The organism is Exiguobacterium sp. s21, assembly GCF_018617975.1.
Lineage (GTDB): Bacteria > Bacillota > Bacilli > Exiguobacteriales > Exiguobacteriaceae > Exiguobacterium > Exiguobacterium mexicanum_A.
Genome location: NZ_JACSLF010000008.1, coordinates 64,849 through 85,880, shown reverse-complemented (window position 1 = coordinate 85,880; position 21,032 = coordinate 64,849). Strand labels below are relative to the sequence as shown.

Below are 21,032 nucleotides of genomic sequence, written 5' to 3'. Positions count from 1 at the left end.
CTGTCTGTTAGGAAGGAAGTTTACAGTGAACCAACAAAAACTATCGTTTCAATCAATGTATGTCGCTATCTTTTTCGCACAAGGGGCCCTCATTCCTTACATGGCACTTTTCTTCTCGCAGGCACGCTTTGATTTGTCTCCGGGTCAGGTCGGGACGATTGTCGCCATCATGCCGATCCTCTCGATTGGTGTCCAGCCGTTATGGGGCATGCTTGCCGATCGGACGGGCCGTGTCCGGGCGTGGCTCGGTATCGCCATGATCGGGGCGGCCGCCCTTTCCATCACGTTCTTGTTCGCGACCGATTACGTTTGGATCGTGCTCTTGATGGTCGCCTGGTCGGTGTTCCAATGCGCGCATATCCCGCTTATCGATATGATGACGCTCGATTATACGGCCCGTGTCAAAATTGATTATGGAGCCATCCGTCTATTCGGATCGGCCGGTTTCGCTATCGCTGTTTTCATGATGGGACGAATCGCGGATACGACGTGGGGGCTTGCGAGCACATTTTTGCTCAGCGCCATCGTACTCGTGGCCGGTAGCATCGTGCTAAGGACGATTGCCGAACCGGTGGCAACGCGCGCGACGACGGTCGCCCCGTTCGCTTGGTCGGCCGTCTGGAACGCCCCGTTCATCGCCTTTTTGATTGGGGGCATGCTCGTCTTCGGTCCAATCTATGCGAACAACTATTACTTCGGGATATACGTGACGAGTATCGGCGGCTCGACGACGCTCGTCGGGACGTTGTTTTTAGTGGCCGTGCTTTGTGAGATCCCGTTCATGAAAGTGGCGTATCAAATCGTTGAACGTCTTGGGACGGTCAACGTACTTGCGGGAGCGGCGTTAGTTTCAGCGCTCCGCAACGGTTGGCTCGCACTCGAACCAGAACTGTGGGTCGTCTGGCTGCTCGCCATCGTCCAAGGGCTCGTCGTCGGCCTGCTCATTCCGGTCGCGCTTCAGTTTGTGCGAAGCCTTGTCAGCCGAAACGTCACCTCGACGGCGATTGGCGTCTATATGGCAGTTACTTCAGGTTTGGCGACGGCCGCGTTCAATCAGTTGAGCGGAATCATCATTGAAGTGAACAGCATTATCGGTGTATTTTGGATGTACACAGTCGTCAGTGTGATTGGCGCGATTTTATTCTTAGGGTTGAGACGGTTTCGTGAGAAAGGATGATTCCGATGTCGACACATTACTTTATAGCGCTACCGATGGATGAGGCGGAGTTCGAACGCGTTCAACGGGCCATCTTGCCGTTTTATTCGTATCGCCGGACGTATCGGCCGGAAGAATTCCATTTGACGCTTCAGTTTCTTGGCGCATTGGACGATGATGAAGTCGAGGCGGTCAAAGAGATCACGCGTGACGTGACGGAAGTGACGGCTCCGTTTTCACTGACGTTCCAACAAATTGATCACTTCGGGAGACCAGATCGTCCTCGAGTGTTGACGATCGTCCCGGACTCGTCTGCAGAATTGACGGCGCTCACCGGGACGCTCCGGCGCAAGCTGTCTGAAGAGATTGCGTCACTCGACCGGAAACCGTTCGTCCCGCACGTCACGCTCGCCAAAAAGTGGGACACCGGGTCGATCAGTTCATATATTCCCCCGACGTTCAAGATCGAAGAGTCGATTGAAGCCGTCATCCTTTATCGAATCAATCCGAACCACACCCCTGCCTATGAGGCAGTTGAAGTATTTCCGTTACAGCGGTCAGAGGAGGACACATGGCGATCCCGATTAAAATTTTTGACGTGACATCTAAATATGAACGAAATATGCTCGATCAGTTCAATCGTTTCCAAGAATACGTCGAGTCCGATATCGCCCGTATGCGCCGCCTGCATGAGTCCAATCGGTTGAATCCACCCGAGATCATGGAGTTTGAGAACCCGTGGTGGAAATTTTGGCGTCGAACGGAACGTATCGAGCTCGAACCGACCCCGCTCTCGGAAACGCAGTTCCAGGCGCTCCTCGCGAACCGTCGCCACATCCAGAAGTTGCAGTTCGCGTGTGAAGGGGCGACCGAAGCAGACATGCCGTTCTTGCCGTTCCTTCGTGAATACGGTTATCGCAAGATGGTGACCGAATGGAACGACCAACACTTCTTCATGTATCGTCCAGTTGTCGAATGGAACGGGGCAACTGTCGAATTGAGCCATCTTATCATCGGACCGTCACATCTGTATTTGGTCGAATGGCTTGACGGGGATCGGAGCATCTATCACATCTCAAAGCAGAAGACATGGATTCATCAACCGCTCAAAGGGGAAAATAAACGTGTAGTCAATCCGCTCATTGCATTGACGCGCACTGAAGAAATCATTCGACAGTTTCTTCCGTCCTATGACGGGGTCATCCAAAAAGTCACGGTGGCCCCAGAAGGCTATTTCGATCACGTGCCCGAGACACGGTCGACTCAGTTCATTTCACGCTCTGATTATGAGTCGTGGCTGAAACAAGTGAACACGAGGGCACCGATCGTCAAAGCCCAACAAATTCGAGATGTGTCGAAACTACTAGATGCGACAGCCCAGATGCCGTTTCGACAATTTTTGGACCAGTAGGTTGGAGAGGATGGAACGCGTATGCATCACACACCAGAGCAGCAAACGACGTCACATGTGACGATTGAACGGGCATCTTTGCTCTCGTTCGAGACGATTCGACTGGAAGTCATCGCCGAATATGAATCCGTTCCGGTACAGATTGAACAGAACGGTCGACCGGTCGACTATGTGGTGCTCAATGAATGGACGACAGAGGCCGGTACGATTGAGCGAGATATCCGATTGGCGCGACCGGTCACGCTTGAAGCGGTCTATACTGTATTTCACCCCGGACATAAAACGATTGTCGTCGTGCCACGTGAAATCGTGCATACGGACGAGTTCGAACGCCGTTATGCCTATGACGGACCGCTCGGCCTCACTTTTTCCGAACACTCGATCGAGGCATACGTTTGGTCTCCCGTCGCGTTCTCGATTTGGCTCGTCATCCATGACTCGACGACACATCGTGAAATCGAGCGGTTTCGTATGTCTAAAGAGAGCCGTGGTGTCTGGCATGCCGACGTGCCTCGGTTTTATGAAGGTCACTATTATCGACTGTACGTCAAGACGCCGGTCGAAACGAACGAGGTCGTCGATCCTTACGCGAAAGCCGTCAGCCTGAATGGCGAATTTGGCGTATTGATCGATGTCGAGGCGCATGTCGCCGCCGATGTCACGCCGACGGAACGGCCGCCACTTCGGAAAGCGACCGATGCGGTCATCTATGAACTGAACATCCGGGACTTCACGAGCCATCCGTCCTCGATGAGTCAGATGCGAGGTTTGTATGGTAGCATCGTCGAGACCGGAGTGAGAACGAGCGGCGAAAACAGTGCCGGCTTCGATTATTTGAAAGAACTCGGGGTCACCCATCTGCAACTGTTGCCTGTCCATGACTTCGGCAGCGTCGATGAGGCGACCCGGATGCCATACAATTGGGGATACGACCCGATTCATTGGTTCGGATTAGAAGGGAGTTACGCCTCAGACCCAGCCGAGCCGTTATCGAGAATTCTAGAATATGCTCATATGGTCGAGGAACTGCATCGTCACGGGATGCGGGTCGTCGTCGATGTCGTCATGAACCATGTCTTTATCCGTGAACAATCCTCGCTCGAAGCGCTCGTCCCTTACTACTATTTCCGTTATGAACATGACGGGACGGTCGCGAACGGGACTGGGGTTGGGAATGACACGGCCTCGGAACGGTACATGATGCGGCGGATGATTGTCGATTGTGTGACTTTCTTTGCCGAGGCGTATCACGTTGACGGCTTCCGGTTCGACTTGATGGGAATCCATGATGTCGAGACGATGAATCAAGTCCGGGCTTCGCTTGATAAGATTGATCGTTCAATCTTGATTTACGGGGAAGGATGGGATTTGGCGACACCGCTCAGCCCATCGTTGAAAGCCTCGTCCCATAACGCCGCCTTTATGCCTCGAATCGGGCACTTCAATGACATGATGCGGGACGCGTTAAAGGGGTCGACGTTCAATGACCGCGAACGCGGTTTCGTCTCTGGTAACGAATGGCGGGAATGGGAGCTTCGCGAGTGCATCACGGGAGCGGTTCAAATCCCGAACGTCACCGTCGGACGATTCCCGAGCCCGCAATATACAATCAATTACGTCGAGGCGCATGACAATTACACGACCTACGATAAATTGCTCTTATCGTGTGAGGATATGGACGAGGTGGTGCGATTACGGATGCAACGATTCGCCACGGCCATCGTCATCACGTCGCAAGGCGTCCCGTTCCTCCATGCAGGCCAGGAGTTTGGTCGGACGAAACAAGGGGTCGAAAATAGTTACAACGCACCGGACCGAATCAATCACTTCGATTGGGATTTGCGGGACGAGCGTCAGAGTGAAGTCGAATTTGTGAAGACGCTGTTGAAATTGCGACGCCGTCATACGTGTTTCCGTTACGATAGTCGGCAGAAAGTCGTGGAGCAATTCAAGTTCCTTCCGTCGCCTCCAGGCGTGATTGCCTATGAGTTAACGGCGAGCCATTCCTACGATGCGTGGCAACGCGTCCGTGTCTATTTGAACGGAACATTCGGTGACGTGACGTTTCATGCCGACGGAGACTGGAACGTTTATGTGCAAGGGGAAACGGCGAGCCTCGTCCCGATTGCACGAAATCCGCGTGAGATTCAAGTCGAGTCGTTGTCAATGACGATTATCGCGTGTTAATATGGTGATTGTATCTTTGTAATTCTTAATGAGATTTGAGCGTGATGAATATGTATTCAGATATAATCGGTGCGCTCGGTGAAGAGTGGACGGTGGCTTCCGCAGGCGGGATTACAGGCGAAGCGTACGTAGCGACGACGCGCCAACAAAAAATCTTTGTCAAACGGAACTCGTCCCCGTTTTTAGCCATTCTTTCCGCCGAAGGCATCGTCCCCAAATTGCTGTGGACGAAGCGGATGTTCAACGGCGACGTCCTCAGTGCCCAACAGTTCATCGAAGGTCGTGAGCTATCGCCAACCGATATGAAACGGTCTGATGTGGCGGCACAGCTTGGGAAGATTCATCATTCGAAAGAGCTATTATTCATGCTGCAGCAATTGAATCATACACCGGTCACGTCGACGCTATTGCTTCGGCAATGTGCCGCCTATGAGCAAGACGAGGCGGATGTGACGATTGATGAAGCGGTCCGTTGGCTCACTATGCATCAACCGATTGATGACGAACGTGAACTTGTCGTCTGCCATTCGGACCTTAACCATAATAACTGGATCGAGGACGAGACGGGTCTATTGTATTTGACCGACTGGGATGACGCCATCATCGCCGACCGTGCCTTTGACTTGGCGATGGTCGTTTACAGTTATGTCGATGAGGCGGAGTGGGAGACGTGGTTTAGCCATTACGGCATCCGTTACACGTCAGAGCTCCATTACCGGATGCACTGGTATGCGATTGCCCAGACGGTTCTCACGTTGTATGGGGAACAGAACGGTATCGCCCGGGCAGAAGGATTGACCGTGCTCCGTGAACTGCTCGATGAGGCAGATGAACGGACACAATGAAAAAAGGGATGGATCACGAGTGTGAGCCATCCCTTTCCATATGCATTAGACATCATCAGGTTTCATGAAATACGCCCAAACGAACGTGGCGATGACGGCGCCGAAAAACGTCAGCGGGGCCGCATAAAAGATTAAAAATTGATCCAACGTGCTCATCGATATAACCTCCTTGTGAAGGATGATTCATGTTCATTAAACAATGATTTCGTGTATAATCGCAAGGGGACTGCTCGCACGAAGCGGCTAGTCAGCATAAACTTGAACATTTCTTGAACGAAAGGTTGGAAAAACATGCGTTTACGTCACAAACCTTGGGCCAAAGAATATATGGAAGCTCAAGAACACGTCTTTATCACTCATCCCGAAACGTTAAAAGGGAACTGGAAAGCAGAATTTAAGAACGACAATCCGCTCTTCATCGAGGTCGGTTCGGGGAAAGGGCAATTCATTTTAGGGATGGCCCAACAGTTCCCGGACGTCAACTTCATCGCCATCGAGTTATTCGAGAGCGTCGCCGTATCGATCGTGCAAAAGCTTGTCGAGACACCGATGCCAAACGTCCGCGTGTTGACTGTTGATGCCAAGCAACTCGTCGACTACTTCGAAGCCGGTGAAGTCGATCGCGTCTATTTGAATTTCTCCGATCCATGGCCGAAGACACGCCATGCGAAACGTCGTTTGACGTATAAAACGTTCCTCGCCACATACGAGGCTGTGTTGCCACGCGGAGGCGAGATTCATTTCAAGACGGATAACCGGGGGTTATTCGAATATTCGCTCGAAAGCATGAGCCAATACGGCATGTACTTCACAGATATTTCACTTGATCTTCATGCGAACGAGCCGGCGGATAACGTGCGCACCGAGTACGAAGAGCGCTTCAGCGCCATGGGACAACCGATTTACCGGATGGAGGCAGCTTTCCGTCCGAAAATTTGACACGCTTTTTTCTTATTTTAATAGCATTTTCTTCACACTTTTTTCTTTCTTCTTGGTACAATAGGAATGACGCTAAACTGGAATTAGAGAAGGGGGAACATGGGGATGTTGAAAAAAGCATGGGCAAGCCTGCTTGCACTAATCTTCATTCTAACAATCGCACCACTTAATACCTCGGCAAACGAGGCGTTCTTGGACGCCCTTGAAGAGGATCTGAAAGCCACGCATTATGACTACAAAGAAGGAACGGCTGAAATCGTAAAAGAAGAGACGCTCCGTCATTCGAATGGCAATGAAGTCATTGCGGCGGTCGTTGAAATTGATACGGTCCGTGACGGCATCTTCATCACACGTAAGACCGAGTTCCATTACTATGATGCGACGGACAACAAAATCCTCGCAACAGCTGACCTCGCAGAAGTCGAAGGCGCGACTGAATTTGCGGATGCGAACATCGACATGCTCGGACAACAAATTGTCTATTGGTTGCCTGTGTTGATTTTGCTACTCTTAATCGCGATCCCGGTAGTCATCTTGTTCGTGGTTGTTCCACGTTTCTACTCGACGACCGAGTTCATGAACCCGATTTATGAGAAAAACGATAACCCACGTTAAAAAAAGAGCCGCGAGGCTCTTTTTTTATGCCATTTTCAATTGTTCGACGATTTGAGCGACATCCATGCCGTTACCGGATGAGACGGAAGCGACGAAGGCACTCTCGACGATCGGACCGTCATAGAACTGAATCGTTTTATCGCCTTCATACATATCGACAGCGAGTTCTGCGTTCATTGTGGCCGAACCGATATCGGATAAGATGAGCGCTTCTTTGTCGACGGCCTCGATTGCCTCGAGGATACGGGTCACATCTGTCCCGATGCTGCCGTCCTCAAGCCCGCTCGCTAAATGGATCGGAACGGCGGGGGCCATCTCTTTCATCAAGTCTTGAATCCCTTCAGCGATTTTAGCGCTATGGGATACGATGATGAGCTCTACGATGTCACTCAACCTCCTTCATAATCGCTTTCAACACGATGGAACTCGAGAGTGCGCCAGGGTCGACCGTGCCGCGTGAGTTTTCACCGAAATAAGATGCCCGTCCTTTCGTGGCGATCATATCTTCGGTCTCGCCGACGAGGCGGTCGAGTTTGGCATCAAAATCGTCAGCCTCGCTCAAGTCAGACAAGAACGGTTCCCACACATCGACCATTGTCTTCTGGCCAACCTCTGACTTCCCGCGCGCCTTGATCGCTGTCGACGCCTCAAGAAGCGCTTCTTTAACGAGCGTGAAATCGGCCTCAGTCGCGTCACCAAACTTAGGTGCAGCCTTGACGAATGCCGACCCGTATAGTGGACCGGCTGCGCCGCCGACTTTCGACATGAGCGTCATCCCGACTTTCTTGCTCAAGTCGCCAAGGCTGGCATAGTCGTCATCGAGTACGGCGACGACCGCTTCAAAGCCGCGCGACATATTGATGCCGTGGTCTCCGTCACCGATGGCGCGGTCGAGGTCGGTCAGTGTATCCTTGTTCGCCTCAATCTCGGATTGGGCGTGTCGTAATGCATGCTTGAACCCATCAATCGTCAACATTGCATAAACACCTCATTCATTGGATTAGAGTTTGAAACCGAGTGCCGCCGACGGTGCATCGAGATAACCCATCATTTCTTCGTCGAGCGGCAAGAGCGTGATCGAGAACCCGTGCATCTCGAGGGATGTCATATAGTTGCCGACGTATTTCCGTTTCAACGTGTAGCCGGCATCTTCTAATTTTTTCGCGACAAAGTGATACGTCACGTACAATTCAGACAAGGGCGTACCGCCCATACCGTTGACCATAACGGCAACTTCGCCAGGACTCACTTCTTTTTTCAAGTGGTCGAGCAGGTCATCCACGATGGCATCGACGTTCGTCGTCGACTTCCGTTCGACGCCGCGCTCCCCGTGAATCCCGATGCCGATTTCCATCTCTTCTTCATTCAAATCAAAACCTGGCTTGCCGCTCACCGGCATGTAACAAGGTTCGACAGCCATACCCATCGAGCGAACGTTTGCCGCGACCTTCTCCGCAAGCGCTTTCACTTCGGCGAGTGATTTCCCGCTCGCTGCGGCCGCACCGGCGATTTTATGCACAAACACGGTACCGGCAACACCGCGGCGGTCTTCCTTGTTCGAGATGGCGACATCGTCTGCGACGACGACGTGGTCGACTTTAATTCCTTCGGCGTCCGCAAGTTCGGCGGCGAGCTCGAAGTTCATGACGTCACCGGCATAGTTTTTGACGACGAGTAATACCCCGTTTCCTCCATCGGCCGCCTTGATGCCTTCGAGCACCATGTCCGGGGTCGGGGAAGTGAACACTTCACCGCATACAGCGGCATCGAGCATCCCGTCACCTACATAACCAGCGTGGGCCGGTTCATGACCGCTGCCTCCACCCGAGACGAGTCCGACTTTTCCGGACTTGGCCCCGTCAGCACGACAGATGACGTTGAAACCTTCCACACGACCGTACAGTTCAGGATGGGCATGGACCATTCCTTCGACCATTTGTGACACGAGCTCGGTTGCTTCACCGATCAGTTTCTTCACGTGGGATCACTCCTTTTTGAGTTTGAAAAGTACCATATTCAATTTTCCACTCTTTCGCCCAGATTAAACAAAAAAAGTCGGCGAATGTCATCGCCGACCCCACATCATGCATATTCAAGTAAAGCGCCAGTCTCTGAATCGACTGTAAATTGGTACGTCTTCTCTTCGTCGTTCTCGAGAACCGAGATGCCGCCTTTAAAGACGTCATACTCACGTCCGTCATACGTGTAAATCTCAGGTGATGCCGAGATCCATGCGCCTTGAACGTGACCTTTGGCTGAGAATGCCCGTTTCGTGTACTCGAGCGCGTCCTCGGCCGATAAGCTTCGTTCATCTAACACTTTTTTCGTCATAAGTGCGGCCGCGATGGCAACCCCGATCCCAATTAACCAATACCTTTTCTTCATATGACTACCTCCCCTTGAACTATGGCTATCATGTACATCGTACCAAAACCTGTACCCCATTGGAACGAAAACCATTCGCATCTGCCGAAAAGTTCTGTATATAATGAAACAAGAACGGTTGAAGGGATGGATGGAAATGGAACAAAAAACGAGAGACTTATTCAAGACGTTGACAGAACTTCCGGGCGCACCTGGATTCGAATCAGAGGTTCGTCAGTTTGTTCGTGACCGAATCACACCGCATGTCGATGAAGTCATGACGGACGGTATCGGCTCAATCTTTGGGAAACGGGTCGGGGACGAGGCGGGACCACGCATCATGGTCGCTGGACATATGGACGAAGTCGCGTTCATGGTCACCCGGATCACAGAAAACGGGATGCTATACATACAGCCGCTCGGTGGATGGTGGAGCCAAGTGCTCATGGCGCAACGGTTTGATATCGTGACGAACGATGGATTGATTCCGGGCGTCGTCGCATCGACACCTCCGCACCTGCTCGGACCGGACGCAATGAGTAAACCGATGGACATGAAACAGATGTTTATCGACATTGGCGCCGATACGAAAGAAGAAGCCGAGTCATGGGGTGTCCGTCCGGGTCTTCCGGCTGTGCCGACAAGCGACTTCACGCCGCTCAAACATCCGAAAAAGATTATGGCCAAAGCATGGGATAACCGTTATGGGGTTGGTCTGGCGGTCGAGTTGCTCGAAGAGACGACAAAAGCCGATCATCCGAACATCTTGTTCTCGGGTGCGACTGTCCAAGAAGAAGTCGGACTCCGTGGAGCGCAAACGGCAGCCGAAATGATTCGTCCGGACGTCGCGCTCGTTCTCGATGCGTCACCGGCTAACGATGCGTCTGGCAATAAGACGGAGTTCGGCCAACTCGGGGAAGGGGCGCTCGTCCGAATCCTTGACCGGGTCATGGTCATGTCTCCAGAGATGCGTGACTTCTTACTCGACACGGCGTCTGATGAAAACATCAAAACGCAGTACTTCGTCTCGCCAGGTGGAACGGACGCAGGCCGCATCCATATGAGCGGGGAAGGGGTCCCGACGGCCGTGATCGGTGTCGCAGCGCGTTACATCCATACACACGCCTCGATTCTGCATACGGACGACTATGATGCGGCGAAAGCGCTACTCAAGGCGCTCGTCAAACGACTCGATCGTTCGACGATGGAGACGCTTCGAGCTTCACGCTAAAGGTAGGGAGAACGTCACTCGTGTAGTGACGTTTTTTATATTGAAATTTCCCGAGAAACGCTTATACTGATAAAAGTGTGAAGACAGAAACTTTACGACTGACAAGACAGGAAAGAGGGATTTCCATGTTTAAGAAAAAAGGGATCACGCTCAGTCCGTCGCTTTATTTTGTGACGGCACTCAGTTATATGGCACTCGGCTTATTCAGTACGCTCATCATCGGCTTGATCATGAAGACGGCGGGTGGGCAATTGCTCGAAACGAGTCTGTCCGGTTTCGGGTCGACGCTCATCGAGATTGGTGATGTGGCCATCAGCTTGACCGGTCCGGCCATCGGGGTTGCAATCGCCTATGCGCTTCAAGCACCGCCGCTCATCTTGTTCTCGGCGCTCGTCGTCGGGGCGTTCGGTTACGAGTTCGGGCCAGCCGGCAGTTATGTGGCGACGTTGCTCGCTGTCGAGGTATCCAAACTCGTCTCGAAATCGACGAAACTTGATATTTTGGTCACACCGTTCACGACCATTGGCGTCGGTTATTTGGCTGCAACGTATATCGGTAAGTATGTCGGCTTGTTCATGACACAGCTCGGGACGTGGATCGAGTGGGGCACGGAACAACAGCCTTTGTTCATGGGCGTCGTCGTCGCGACACTGATGGGACTCGCGCTCACGGCACCGATCTCGAGTGCGGCCATCGCGCTCATGCTCGGCTTGAGTGGCATCGCGGCAGGCGCGGCGACGGTTGGCTGCGCCGCCCAGATGGTTGGCTTTGCAATCACGAGTTATCGGGACAATGGCATCGGCGGTGCAATCGCCCAAGGGATTGGTACTTCGATGCTTCAAGTCGGCAATATCGTGAAGAATCCTTGGATCTTGTTGCCGCCGACGATAGCGGGGGCGGTGCTCGCCCCGATCGCGATTCTGTTGTTCGAGCTCGAGAGCGTCGCGGCTGGTGCCGGGATGGGGACAAGCGGACTCGTCGGTCCGATTGTCATGCTCGAGACGATGGGCTTCAGTTGGCACTTGTTCATCGTCGTCTTCGGCTTTTTGATTGTCGGTCCGGCAGTGCTCAGTTATGCGGTCTATCAAGTGTTGGTCCGGATCAATCGGATTCGGCCGAACGATATGAAAATCGAATATTGAGCGACACGAAAGAGAGCGTCCCGGCAAATAAGCGGGACGCTCTCTTTCGTTCACCAACCGAAAAGAGTTCGGACGGTCTCGACGGTTTCACGAGGGACGCGGAAGCTCGCCAAGAATAAGACGAGCAAGACGACATAGACGGGGAGTAAAAACCGTTTTCGAATGATGGGCAGCCTGCGCACAAGACGTTTGCCGACCCGTTCGAGTATGTAAATCACGGCGAACCCGACGACGAGCCATACTAAAATCTCGCCTCGCGTCTTGTCCGTATCGATGAACAAGTAGCCGTAGCGCAGAATCGCCAGCATGCCGATGACGCCGACGAGTTGCTCGAGCGGATGTTTCATTTCTGGATTCAACTGTTCACGTGTCCATTTTGTCATGACTTCACCTTTTTCACGTAGTCTTCGCTCCCGATGATCATAAAACATGAGAGCGGAATGTGACAACGGACTTATGCTATCATGAATGGGGAAAAAAGAACAGGAGTGGTGAACATGAAACAATTGACAACGATGAACGAGTATACAGAAGCAAAACAAGGGAAGAGCATCTTGATGTTTTCAGCGACGTGGTGCGGTGATTGCCGTTTCCTCGATCCGTTCATGCCAGACATCGAAGCGAAGTTCGAGGATTGGACGTTTTACTACGTCGATCGTGACGACTGGATGGAGCTCGCACAAGAGCTCGACATTTTTGGGATTCCGAGCTTTGTCGCCTTCAATGGCGGACAAGAAGTCGACCGCTATGTCGGACGCGAACGGAAGACGCCTGAGCAAGTCGAAGCCTTCCTTCATGGGTTAGGGTGAGCTAGATGGAACGGAATGAATTACGTCGCCATCTCGAACGCCGGTTTACGGAAGGGTACCGGACCTCGTATGACCGTGAGAACGAGGTGTTGCGCATCGAGCGGTCCACGGACCGGTTCGGCGTCAACATCCGTCTCGCCCCGCTCGTAGCGAAAGCGAAAGTCCGGGGAGAGGTCGCCATTGAAGAGGTCGTCGACTACATCGAGACAGCGCTCTCGGCCGACGATGCGGTCACACTCGCTGGCAATGAAGTCAACATTTATCCTGTCATCCGTTCGGCCTCGTTCTCGACGGAGACGAAGCGTGGGGAAGCACTCGCGATGACGCCACATACAGCTGAGACGGCTGTCTTTTATGCACTCGATTTGGGCAACGGCTATCGCTTGATCGAAGAGCGGCATTTGGACGGGATGCCTTTGACGCGTCTTGACGAATTGGCACGGGACAACGTCAAGAAGTTGCCGACCGATTTAAAAGAAGATACCGTGGCCGGGAATACGTTCTATTTTCTGGCTGCTCGGGACGGGTATGAAGCGTCACGGATTTTAAATGATGAGTTTTTGCGGGTCATGGAGCGCCGTATCGAAGGCGATATGCTCGTCGGGGTACCGCACCAGGACGTGATGATCATCGCGGACATCCGCAACGATCAAGGTTATGATGCGATGCAACAGCTCATGTTCGACTTTTTCACGAATGGGCGGATTCCGGTGACGGCTCTTTCTTTCCATTATGAGGACGGCGTTCTCGAACCAATTTTCATTGTCGGAAAAAAGAACCCACCAACGGACGCATAATCTGCTAAACTAGTTGTGTCTAGTTTGAAAGAAGGGGCGTTTTTACGTATGCAAATCAATGCTTTTTATAACCGTGAAGGAATCGGCGATGTCCTCATCGTCTTGTTAAGAGAAGGCGATCGCCACCACCAAGTCGTTGAACGGAAAGATGATGTCGCCATCGTCAAATCGACGACGGGAAAAGTCAATGGCTATAACATCTTCAATGCCAGTAATTATTTTGACGTCAGCGACTGGCACGGGCCGGTCGAGTTGACGGCCGAGTTGATTGAGACGCTCGGCGTCATCTTGCGTAAACAAAATATCGAAGCCGAGCTTTCGGGCGTGGACTTCACCCCGAAATTTGTCGTTGGCTACGTCAAAGAAGCTGAGAAGCACCCGGATGCGGACAAATTGTCGATCTGTCAAGTTGAGACCGATCAAGGTGATGTCCAGATTGTCTGCGGCGCACCGAACGTCGCGGCCGGCCAAAAAGTCGTCGTCGCGAAACCGGGAGCGGTCATGCCGTCTGGTTTAATCATTCGTCCATCGAAGTTACGAGGTGAAAGTTCACATGGGATGATTTGTTCAGCGCGAGAATTGAACTTACCTGATGCACCGCAAGAAAAAGGGATTCTCGTATTGGATGACGAATATGAAGTAGGGAAAGCATTTGAAATCGGTCGCTAAATTCGACCGATTTTTTGCTAAATAGGATTGAGTGAAAAAGCGAGGAATCAAGTATGGATGCATATGAACGTTCATTAAAACAACAAGCAGACCGAATTCGACGCGAACTATCCCAGGAAGGGAAGAAAGGTGCGCCTGCACCGAAGCCCGGGCCGAAGGATGAATTTGTACCGTCGGATGTGCCATCTCCGATTTATGGATACGCCCGACCGAAACCGAAAATCATTCTGCCGACTGAACATTCTCCGGAGACGCGTGACGATTCAGCGATCCGCCAAGCAAAGCGAGTGGCCGTCCCGGTAGAGGAAGTGTCAGAAGCGGTGCCGCCAATCGAAGAGCCTGAGCCTAAGACCGAACCGGTAATTGATTCCGTAGATGAACCGGTGGTGGAGTCAGTAGACGAATCCGTGATGGAATCAGTGGATGAAGCTGTAGTTGATTCAGTAGACAAATCCGTGCCAATCGTCGATGATGCGCCGACGTCACAGCCTGACCTCGATGTCACAGCGGACGAATCGCCATCAGCGGAGACGCTTGAGGAAATGGTGTCCGAGCACGCGGATACGCCAAGCGAAGAGACGATTATTTCCATGGAAACGATCGAGGAAAGCCCGCTCCTCTCTGAAGACGAGACAGCTGAACAAGATACTAAACCGCTCCTCGGGGAAGTCTCGATTGTAGAGAGCGGGTTCGCCTCTGTGTTCATGGGTTCGACCGATTTGAAATCATCGAAGATTGCCGTCCGGGAAGAAAAGCAAGACGTGACCGAAGAGGACGTTTCGCTCGATGCGCCGGTTGAGACGGGGGCCCCGGTTGTCGAAGATGTTGCGAAAACATTACAGACTGATGAACCGATTGAAGTGTCTGACGAAGAAGAGTTGACGCCTGCGATGAGCGTCTCGTATAAAGCGGAAGGCCCTCCGCTCAATGTCATGATGACACCGCAAGACCGGATGGCGATGTATAAGAGTCGTCGTTTGGCGAAAAAAAACAATAATCTGTAATAGCATGACTCCTGGAGTTTTGCTATAATGACAAAGGTTTGTCGCATTTTTTCAACAGACCGCAATGAATTAGGGGGGCTATTTACAGATGAACCGTTATCACTTCGTCGGAATTAAAGGAACGGGCATGAGTCCTTTAGCTCAAATTTTAAATGACATGAACAATGAGGTCCGAGGTTCGGACGTTGACAAAGCATTTTTTACTGAAGAAGCATTGAATCGCAAAGGAATTGAAATCCTTCCGTTTGATCCTGAAAATATTACCGAAGGGCAAATCGTCGTACAGGGCAACGCCTTCGCTGACGATCACCCTGAAGTCGTTCGAGCGCGCGAGCTCGGATTGACGATATACAAATACTATGAGTTTCTCGGCGAATTGGCCGACCACTACACGAGTGTCGCCATTACGGGATCTCATGGTAAGACATCGACGACAGGTCTGTTGGCTCACGTCATGCGCGGCATCGAGCCGACGTCGTTCTTGATTGGCGATGGCACAGGAGAAGGGGTCGAAGACTCGAAGAATTTTGTCTTCGAAGCATGTGAGTACAAGCGTCACTTCTTATACTATCGTCCAGACTACGCTATCATGACGAACATCGACTTCGATCACTCGGATTATTTCTCGGGTCTCGATGACGTCATCGATGCGTTCCAAGAAATGGCGAAGCAAGTGAAAAAAGGCATCATCGCTTGTGGCGATGATGAGAACCTGCAACACATTCAAGCAAACGTGCCAATCGTCTATTACGGTTTCGGTGCCCATAACGACTTCCGTGCCGAGAACGTGAACTCGACGGACAACGGAACAACGTTTGACGTTTACTTGCGTGACGACTTCTATGGGACGTTCCGCATTCCGGGATATGGCAACCACAGCGTCTTGAATGCCCTTGCCGTCATCGCGACGTGTGACTATGAGAACTTACCGAAAGAATTGGTTAAAGACCGCCTCGAGACGTTTAACGGCGTGAAACGTCGTTTCAGCGAATCGACGCTCGGAAACCAAGTGTTAGTGGATGATTATGCCCACCATCCACGGGAAATCAGCGCGACAGTCGAAGCGGCACGTAAAAAATACGCCGGCCGTGAAGTTGTAGCCATCTTCCAACCACACACGTATACACGCCTGAAGTCATTCATGGATGATTTTGCTGCGGCATTAGCCGAAGCGGACGTGGTGTACTTGTGTGACATCTTCGGTTCGGCTCGCGAACAAGAAGGTACTGTCACGATCGAAGACTTGCAATCGCGTATCGAAGGCGCGAACGTTTTGAAGCGGGGCGGGGTCAGTGTCTTAAGTCAACATAAAGACGCGGTTCTCCTGTTCATGGGAGCCGGAGACATTCAAACGTACCAACGTGAATACGAGAATCACGTCCAACTCGAAGCGTGAATCGAGAGCGAATGGCTGATGCCGTTCGCTTTTTTTGTGTTTAACATCAAGTCAAGACGGTAATAGTATTAGCGACTGAATTTGGAAAAGGAGATGTTAAGGATGGCAAGCCAAGGCGCATTGAGTACATTGAACAAAGAGGTGGCCAACTATGGCCTCTTATTCGTCAAACTGCATAACTACCACTGGTACATTAGCGGACCTCACTTCTTCACGTACCATGAAAAGTTGGAGGAACTGTATAACCTCGTCGCTGAACTGTACGATGACGTGGCGGAGCGGCTCTTGATGAATGACGGCGAACCGTATGCGACGATGAAAGAATATCTCGAACATTCGACGTTGCAAGAAGGGGATCGCCATGCGGATACCGATCAAATGATCAAGGACGTGATCAGTGACTTCAAACAGATCCGTCAAGAGATGCAAGACGCGATGGAAAACTTCGAAGACGGGGACGAAGCAATCGAAGACACGTTCGTCTCTCATATCGAGCGACTCGAGAAAGAGATTTGGATGATGTCGGCAGCGCTCGGCAAAAAGACGAAGCTATAATGAAAACAAGCGTGCCGATTGCGGCACGCTTGTTTTTTGTTATTTTAAATTTTCTGGATTGAGTGGCAAGAGCGAGTCGACGACAAAGCGTCCGTCCTTGCGAATCAATACGTCATCGAACCAAATCTCGCCGCCGCCATAATCAGGACGTTGGATGTTGACGAGATCCCAGTGGATTGAAGAGTCGTTCCCGTTATAGGCGTCGTCATATGCCTGGCCTGGTGTGAAGTGGAAGCTGCCGTCAATTTTCTCATCGAACAAGATATCTTTCATCGGGTGTTGGATGTACGGGTTGACGCCGATGGCGAATTCGCCGACGTAGCGTGCGCCTTCATCCGTATTGAACACGTCATTGATTCGGTCGGTGTCATTCGCCGTCGCGTTGACAATTTTTCCGTCTTGGAACGTCAACGACACGTTCTCGAAGGTGAAGCCGTGATATGGAGATGGCGTGTTATATGTGATGACGCCGTTGATCGAGTCTTTGACCGGCGCAGTGAACACTTCACCGTCCGGAATGTTCATCTGACCCGAACACTTGATGGCCGGGATATCTTTGATCGAGAAGCCGAGATCCGTTCCTGGCCCTTTGATCGTGACACGGTCGGTCTCGTTCATGAGCGTGACGAGTGCGTCCATGGCCCGGTCCATCTTGCCGTAATCGAGCGTGCAGACGTTGAAGTAGAAGTCCTCAAACGCCTCGGTCGATTTGCCGGCGAGTTGCGCCATCGATGGGGATGGGTAACGCAGCACGACCCATTTCGTTCCTTTGACGCGGTCCTCGGTATGCATTTTACCGATGGTGGCCCCGACGAGTTTTTGTTGCTCGGCCGGAACGTCTGATAACTCGTTAATGTTGTCACCGGCCCGAAGTCCGATATAGGCGTCCATGGCTTGCATTTGTTTGCGCTCGATGTCGGCCATGAGCTCAAGTTGCTCTCGGCTTGCTCCGCTGTAGAGCTTACGCAAAATACGGCTCTCTTTCAACAAGACGAACGGATGCCCCCCGGCTTCGTACGCCTTCTCGACAAGCGCTTCGACGAGCGACTCCTCGACACCAAAATTTTCGATTAGAACGCGTTCCCCTGGCTTCAATTCGACCGAATAATTGATCAATCCGTCGGCGAGTTGCGTGATTCTTGGATCTCTCATACGTCCACCCCTTTAACTTTTTTAAATTTATTTCTATTTTAGTGTAATCGAAAACATAAAAACGGGTAAAGGAATAATCAGACCGGATGGCGAAAAAGGTTGTGACAAATCTTTTCAGTCATAATGGTGCTATAATGAAAACACCATATTATCGAACAGGAGGAATGGATGCATGGAAATCACATTAGGAGGCATTGCAGGGCTCATCGCGGCACTCGCATTTGTCGTACTCGTATTTTTCTTGGCACGTGTCTTGTCGAACGTCAATCGGACACTCGGCAGCGTCGCCAACACGACTGAAAACTTAGAACGTCAATTAGACGGAATCACAATGGAAGTGACGGCGCTCTTACATAAGACGAACCGTCTTGTAGATAACGTCGAAGAGAAAACAGAATTGCTCGCACCAGTGGCTCACGCGCTTGATGAGCTCGGCACGTCGCTCAACGAAGTGACGGAGTCGGTACGGACGGTTTCTTCTTCTGTTCACGTGGCAGCAGACGAAAATAAAGAACAGATCGCCCAAGCGGTACGATGGGGATCTGTCGCTGTAGAATTATTTAAGAAAAATAAAACAGAGACCTCTTCTGACGAACGACCATCACGTCGTCGCGGACGTCGAGACCGGAAACAAGAACAAGAACCGACAACGGTCTCACCAGGGTTGATTGCGACAGACGATACAATCAAATCATAACCATCATAAGGAGGAAGTAACGATGACATACGACAAGAATAAAACATATAACAACGAACAACAACCGAGCGGTGGATTTTTGGCAGGTGTCGTTCTTGGCGGCGTAATCGGCGCGGCCGTGGCACTCCTCACATCACCGAAGAGCGGTCGTGAAGTGCGTACGTATTTAGACGAGAAGACGGCGACGTCGCGTGAGCGATTGACGGTCAAATCGAAAGAAGTACGTGAGAAAGCAGAGCCGGTCGTTGGTGAATGGATCAAAGTGGCGAGCGATAAAGCAGCGCCTGTCTTGAACCTCGTCAAAGACAAGGCCCGTGAAGCAGCCGAATTGAAGCAACAAGTCGACGAAGACGAGTTGTCAATCGAAGAAGCGATGGAGAAAGCCGATCAACTCGTAGCCGAGGCAGAAGCTGAAGTGAAAGAACAGCTCGACCGCGCTTCAGAAGATCAGTCGAGCGAAACCAAAAAATCGAACGACTCAAACGATTCATCGAAAGCAGACGCTAAAACGGATGCCTCATCTGATAAACCGAAGTCATCAGAAAGCAAGCCGAACGCGAACAAAGCAAACACAAACAAATCGGCAGCGAACAAACAAGAAGCATCAAGCAGCCGTGATCAGTCAGAAGACTATGAATCGGATTTCGAAGCCCCTGTAAAAGACTTGCTCGACGATGAGTCGAAACAAGAATTAAAGGACTTGAAAAACAATCTTAAAAACGGCAACAAGTAATGCATCGAGCGTCCGGACCATCCGGACGCTTTTTTTTGTTGATTTTGTGTCGCTAGCCCATTTCCCTATGACAAAGCGGTTAAAGTTCGATATAATTAGGTTTCTGGAAAGAACGGCTTAGAAATGAGAGGGTAATTATGAGTCCACAAGATCAATTGAATCGTTTACGTCGCGAGATGGATGAGTTGAATCGTGAGATGCTCGACTTGCTCAGCCGCCGCGGCACGCTCGCTGTCGAGATCGGTAAAGTGAAACGTCTGCAAGGCGTCGAACGGTACGACCCAGTCCGCGAACGAGAAATGTTAGAGTTTATTGCGGCATCGAATCCTGGTCCTTTCGAGACGGCTCGCTTGCAGCACTTGTTCAAAGAAATGTTCAAAGCCTCGGCCGAGCTTCAAGGAGAAGACCGTGATAAGACGTTGCTCGTCTCGCGTAAGCGTCAAGCCGAAGATACGATTGTCACGCTCGACGATGTCACGATTGGTAACGGACGTCCGCAATTGATTGCGGGACCGTGTGCGGTTGAATCATTCGAACAAGTGAATGCTGTCGCTGAAAAGTTAGCGTTGTCTGGTGTCAAAATCTTGCGCGGCGGGGCGTATAAGCCTCGAACCTCCCCATATGATTTCCAAGGACTTGGGTTTGATGGATTGCAGTTGTTGAAACAAGCAGCGGATCGCCACGACTTGCGGGTCATCTCGGAAATCATGACACCAGGTGCGGTCGAGTCGGCACTCCCTTATGTAGACATCATCCAAGTCGGCGCGCGTAACATGCAAAACTTCGATTTGTTGAAAGAAGTCGGGAAGACCTCGAAACCGGTCTTGTTGAAACGCGGTCTCGCGGCGACAATCGAGGAGTTCATCTATGCGGCGGAGTACATCATGGCGAGCGGGAATAGCCAAGTCATCTTGTGCGAACGCGGGATTCGGACGTATGAGCGGGCGACACGCAACACGCTCGATATTACGGCGGTACCGATTTTGAAGCAAGAGACGCATTTACCGGTCATGGTCGATGTCACCCATTCGACGGGACGACGTGATTTGTTACTGCCGGCGGCCAAGGCGGCGCTTGCGGTCGGAGCCGATGGCGTCATGGTCGAAGTGCACCCGAATCCGGCGATTGCCTTGTCGGATGCCCAGCAACAACTCGATTTCGACCAATTCGATCAATTCGTGGACGGGCTTACGGCCCAGTTCCCTCAACTTGATTTGGTGAAAAAGTAAGCTTTCCAATTGGAAACGTTTTATATAGCGTGAAGACAGGGTAAAATGATGACAGATACCTGTCTTCCTTTTTTGACACGTTTTTTGAAAATCGTTTGAAA

The 21,032-nt window shown here is 51.5% G+C and carries 25 protein-coding genes; 18 read left to right on the top strand and 7 right to left on the bottom strand.

The genetic code is table 11. From position 1 onward, the window contains the following. Positions 1-25: 25 nt before the first annotated feature. The 5 genes from KNP06_RS10475 to KNP06_RS10455 are packed head-to-tail and all read left to right on the top strand — an operon-like array spanning position 26 to position 5,599. Entirely contained in the window at positions 26-1,177 is a 1,152-nt protein-coding gene (locus KNP06_RS10475; RefSeq protein ID WP_084592834.1) for an MFS transporter, read from the top strand. 5 nt (positions 1,178-1,182) lie between these two features. Then, entirely contained in the window at positions 1,183-1,758 is a 576-nt protein-coding gene (gene thpR / locus KNP06_RS10470) for an RNA 2',3'-cyclic phosphodiesterase (RefSeq protein ID WP_214706465.1), read from the top strand. Continuing rightward, positions 1,728-2,567 (top strand): NERD domain-containing protein, encoded by an 840-nt coding sequence (locus KNP06_RS10465; protein WP_214706463.1) that lies wholly within the window; start codon positions 1,728-1,730, stop codon positions 2,565-2,567. The genes thpR and KNP06_RS10465 overlap by 31 nt, the downstream gene beginning before the upstream one ends. A gap of 21 nt (positions 2,568-2,588) precedes the next feature. Further along, entirely contained in the window at positions 2,589-4,754 is a 2,166-nt protein-coding gene (gene pulA / locus KNP06_RS10460) for a type I pullulanase (protein ID WP_214706461.1), read from the top strand. Between the two features lie 50 nt (positions 4,755-4,804). Further along, positions 4,805-5,599 (top strand): phosphotransferase family protein, encoded by a 795-nt coding sequence (locus KNP06_RS10455; protein ID WP_034779996.1) that lies wholly within the window; start codon positions 4,805-4,807, stop codon positions 5,597-5,599. Between the two features lie 45 nt (positions 5,600-5,644). On the opposite strand, the gene cydS is transcribed toward KNP06_RS10455, so the two are convergent. Then, positions 5,645-5,755, bottom strand: coding sequence for a cytochrome bd oxidase small subunit CydS family protein (gene cydS, locus KNP06_RS15520; protein WP_021065570.1), 111 nt, complete (start codon positions 5,753-5,755; stop codon positions 5,645-5,647). Between the two features lie 135 nt (positions 5,756-5,890). Between cydS and trmB the strand changes: the two genes are divergently transcribed. Further along, positions 5,891-6,538: a tRNA (guanosine(46)-N7)-methyltransferase TrmB gene (trmB, locus tag KNP06_RS10450; RefSeq protein ID WP_138859161.1), complete on the top strand. Its 648-nt coding sequence runs from the start codon at positions 5,891-5,893 to the stop codon at positions 6,536-6,538. Positions 6,539-6,643: 105 nt separating this feature from the next. Further along, a complete protein-coding gene (locus KNP06_RS10445; protein ID WP_233004420.1) occupies positions 6,644-7,153 on the top strand; it encodes a hypothetical protein in 510 nt (169 codons plus the stop codon). A gap of 24 nt (positions 7,154-7,177) precedes the next feature. Here the strand turns inward: KNP06_RS10445 and dhaM are convergent, their stop codons facing one another. The 4 genes from dhaM to KNP06_RS10425 all read right to left on the bottom strand — a co-directional run bounded on the left by dhaM (position 7,178) and on the right by KNP06_RS10425 (position 9,538). Then, entirely contained in the window at positions 7,178-7,546 is a 369-nt protein-coding gene (dhaM, locus tag KNP06_RS10440) for a dihydroxyacetone kinase phosphoryl donor subunit DhaM (RefSeq protein ID WP_256440833.1), read from the bottom strand. After that, positions 7,539-8,129, bottom strand: a complete 591-nt coding sequence (gene dhaL, locus KNP06_RS10435) for a dihydroxyacetone kinase subunit DhaL (RefSeq protein WP_214788817.1) — start codon at positions 8,127-8,129, stop codon at positions 7,539-7,541. The genes dhaM and dhaL overlap by 8 nt, the downstream gene beginning before the upstream one ends. A 24-nt stretch (positions 8,130-8,153) precedes the next feature. After that, entirely contained in the window at positions 8,154-9,131 is a 978-nt protein-coding gene (gene dhaK / locus KNP06_RS10430; RefSeq protein ID WP_214788814.1) for a dihydroxyacetone kinase subunit DhaK, read from the bottom strand. Positions 9,132-9,235: 104 nt separating this feature from the next. Continuing rightward, the gene (locus KNP06_RS10425) at positions 9,236-9,538 is read right to left on the bottom strand and encodes a PepSY domain-containing protein (RefSeq protein ID WP_214706457.1); all 303 of its coding nucleotides are present in this window, start codon (positions 9,536-9,538) and stop codon (positions 9,236-9,238) included. A 136-nt stretch (positions 9,539-9,674) separates the two neighbouring features. Between KNP06_RS10425 and KNP06_RS10420 the strand changes: the two genes are divergently transcribed. Together KNP06_RS10420 and KNP06_RS10415 are read left to right on the top strand one after the other, a co-directional pair. After that, complete coding sequence (locus tag KNP06_RS10420; protein WP_214788811.1) at positions 9,675-10,748, top strand: M42 family metallopeptidase; 1,074 nt, start codon at positions 9,675-9,677, stop codon at positions 10,746-10,748. Positions 10,749-10,873: 125 nt separating this feature from the next. Beyond that, positions 10,874-11,890 carry a PTS sugar transporter subunit IIC gene (locus tag KNP06_RS10415; RefSeq protein ID WP_214788808.1) on the top strand — a complete coding sequence of 339 codons (1,017 nt, stop codon included), beginning with the start codon at positions 10,874-10,876 and terminating at the stop codon, positions 11,888-11,890. A 50-nt stretch (positions 11,891-11,940) separates the two neighbouring features. Here KNP06_RS10415 and KNP06_RS10410 read toward each other — a convergent pair whose 3' ends face one another. Then, positions 11,941-12,273 carry a hypothetical protein gene (locus tag KNP06_RS10410; RefSeq protein WP_138859166.1) on the bottom strand — a complete coding sequence of 111 codons (333 nt, stop codon included), beginning with the start codon at positions 12,271-12,273 and terminating at the stop codon, positions 11,941-11,943. A 114-nt stretch (positions 12,274-12,387) separates the two neighbouring features. On the opposite strand from KNP06_RS10410, the gene KNP06_RS10405 reads away from it, so the two are divergent. From KNP06_RS10405 to KNP06_RS10380, 6 genes are all read left to right on the top strand, one after another. Beyond that, positions 12,388-12,699 (top strand): thioredoxin family protein, encoded by a 312-nt coding sequence (locus KNP06_RS10405; RefSeq protein ID WP_034778277.1) that lies wholly within the window; start codon positions 12,388-12,390, stop codon positions 12,697-12,699. 5 nt (positions 12,700-12,704) lie between these two features. Next, positions 12,705-13,496, top strand: a complete 792-nt coding sequence (locus KNP06_RS10400) for a DUF1444 family protein (RefSeq protein ID WP_138859167.1) — start codon at positions 12,705-12,707, stop codon at positions 13,494-13,496. Between the two features lie 48 nt (positions 13,497-13,544). Further along, entirely contained in the window at positions 13,545-14,165 is a 621-nt protein-coding gene (ytpR, locus tag KNP06_RS10395; protein WP_214788806.1) for a YtpR family tRNA-binding protein, read from the top strand. 53 nt (positions 14,166-14,218) lie between these two features. After that, complete coding sequence (locus tag KNP06_RS10390; RefSeq protein WP_214788803.1) at positions 14,219-15,169, top strand: hypothetical protein; 951 nt, start codon at positions 14,219-14,221, stop codon at positions 15,167-15,169. A gap of 88 nt (positions 15,170-15,257) precedes the next feature. After that, positions 15,258-16,565, top strand: a complete 1,308-nt coding sequence (gene murC, locus KNP06_RS10385) for a UDP-N-acetylmuramate--L-alanine ligase (protein ID WP_214711755.1) — start codon at positions 15,258-15,260, stop codon at positions 16,563-16,565. A gap of 102 nt (positions 16,566-16,667) precedes the next feature. After that, the gene (locus tag KNP06_RS10380) at positions 16,668-17,120 is read left to right on the top strand and encodes a Dps family protein (protein ID WP_034778268.1); all 453 of its coding nucleotides are present in this window, start codon (positions 16,668-16,670) and stop codon (positions 17,118-17,120) included. Between the two features lie 39 nt (positions 17,121-17,159). On the opposite strand, the gene KNP06_RS10375 is transcribed toward KNP06_RS10380, so the two are convergent. Next, the gene (locus tag KNP06_RS10375) at positions 17,160-18,272 is read right to left on the bottom strand and encodes an aminopeptidase (RefSeq protein ID WP_214788800.1); all 1,113 of its coding nucleotides are present in this window, start codon (positions 18,270-18,272) and stop codon (positions 17,160-17,162) included. A 172-nt stretch (positions 18,273-18,444) separates the two neighbouring features. Between KNP06_RS10375 and KNP06_RS10370 the strand changes: the two genes are divergently transcribed. The 3 genes from KNP06_RS10370 (at position 18,445) to KNP06_RS10360 (ending at position 20,931) form a co-directional block, all read left to right on the top strand. Then, positions 18,445-18,969 (top strand): DUF948 domain-containing protein, encoded by a 525-nt coding sequence (locus tag KNP06_RS10370; protein WP_034778266.1) that lies wholly within the window; start codon positions 18,445-18,447, stop codon positions 18,967-18,969. 22 nt (positions 18,970-18,991) lie between these two features. After that, positions 18,992-19,702 carry a YtxH domain-containing protein gene (locus KNP06_RS10365; RefSeq protein WP_214788797.1) on the top strand — a complete coding sequence of 237 codons (711 nt, stop codon included), beginning with the start codon at positions 18,992-18,994 and terminating at the stop codon, positions 19,700-19,702. Between the two features lie 137 nt (positions 19,703-19,839). Continuing rightward, a complete protein-coding gene (locus tag KNP06_RS10360) occupies positions 19,840-20,931 on the top strand; it encodes a bifunctional 3-deoxy-7-phosphoheptulonate synthase/chorismate mutase (protein WP_214788794.1) in 1,092 nt (363 codons plus the stop codon). The last annotated feature ends 101 nt before the right edge of the window (positions 20,932-21,032 follow it).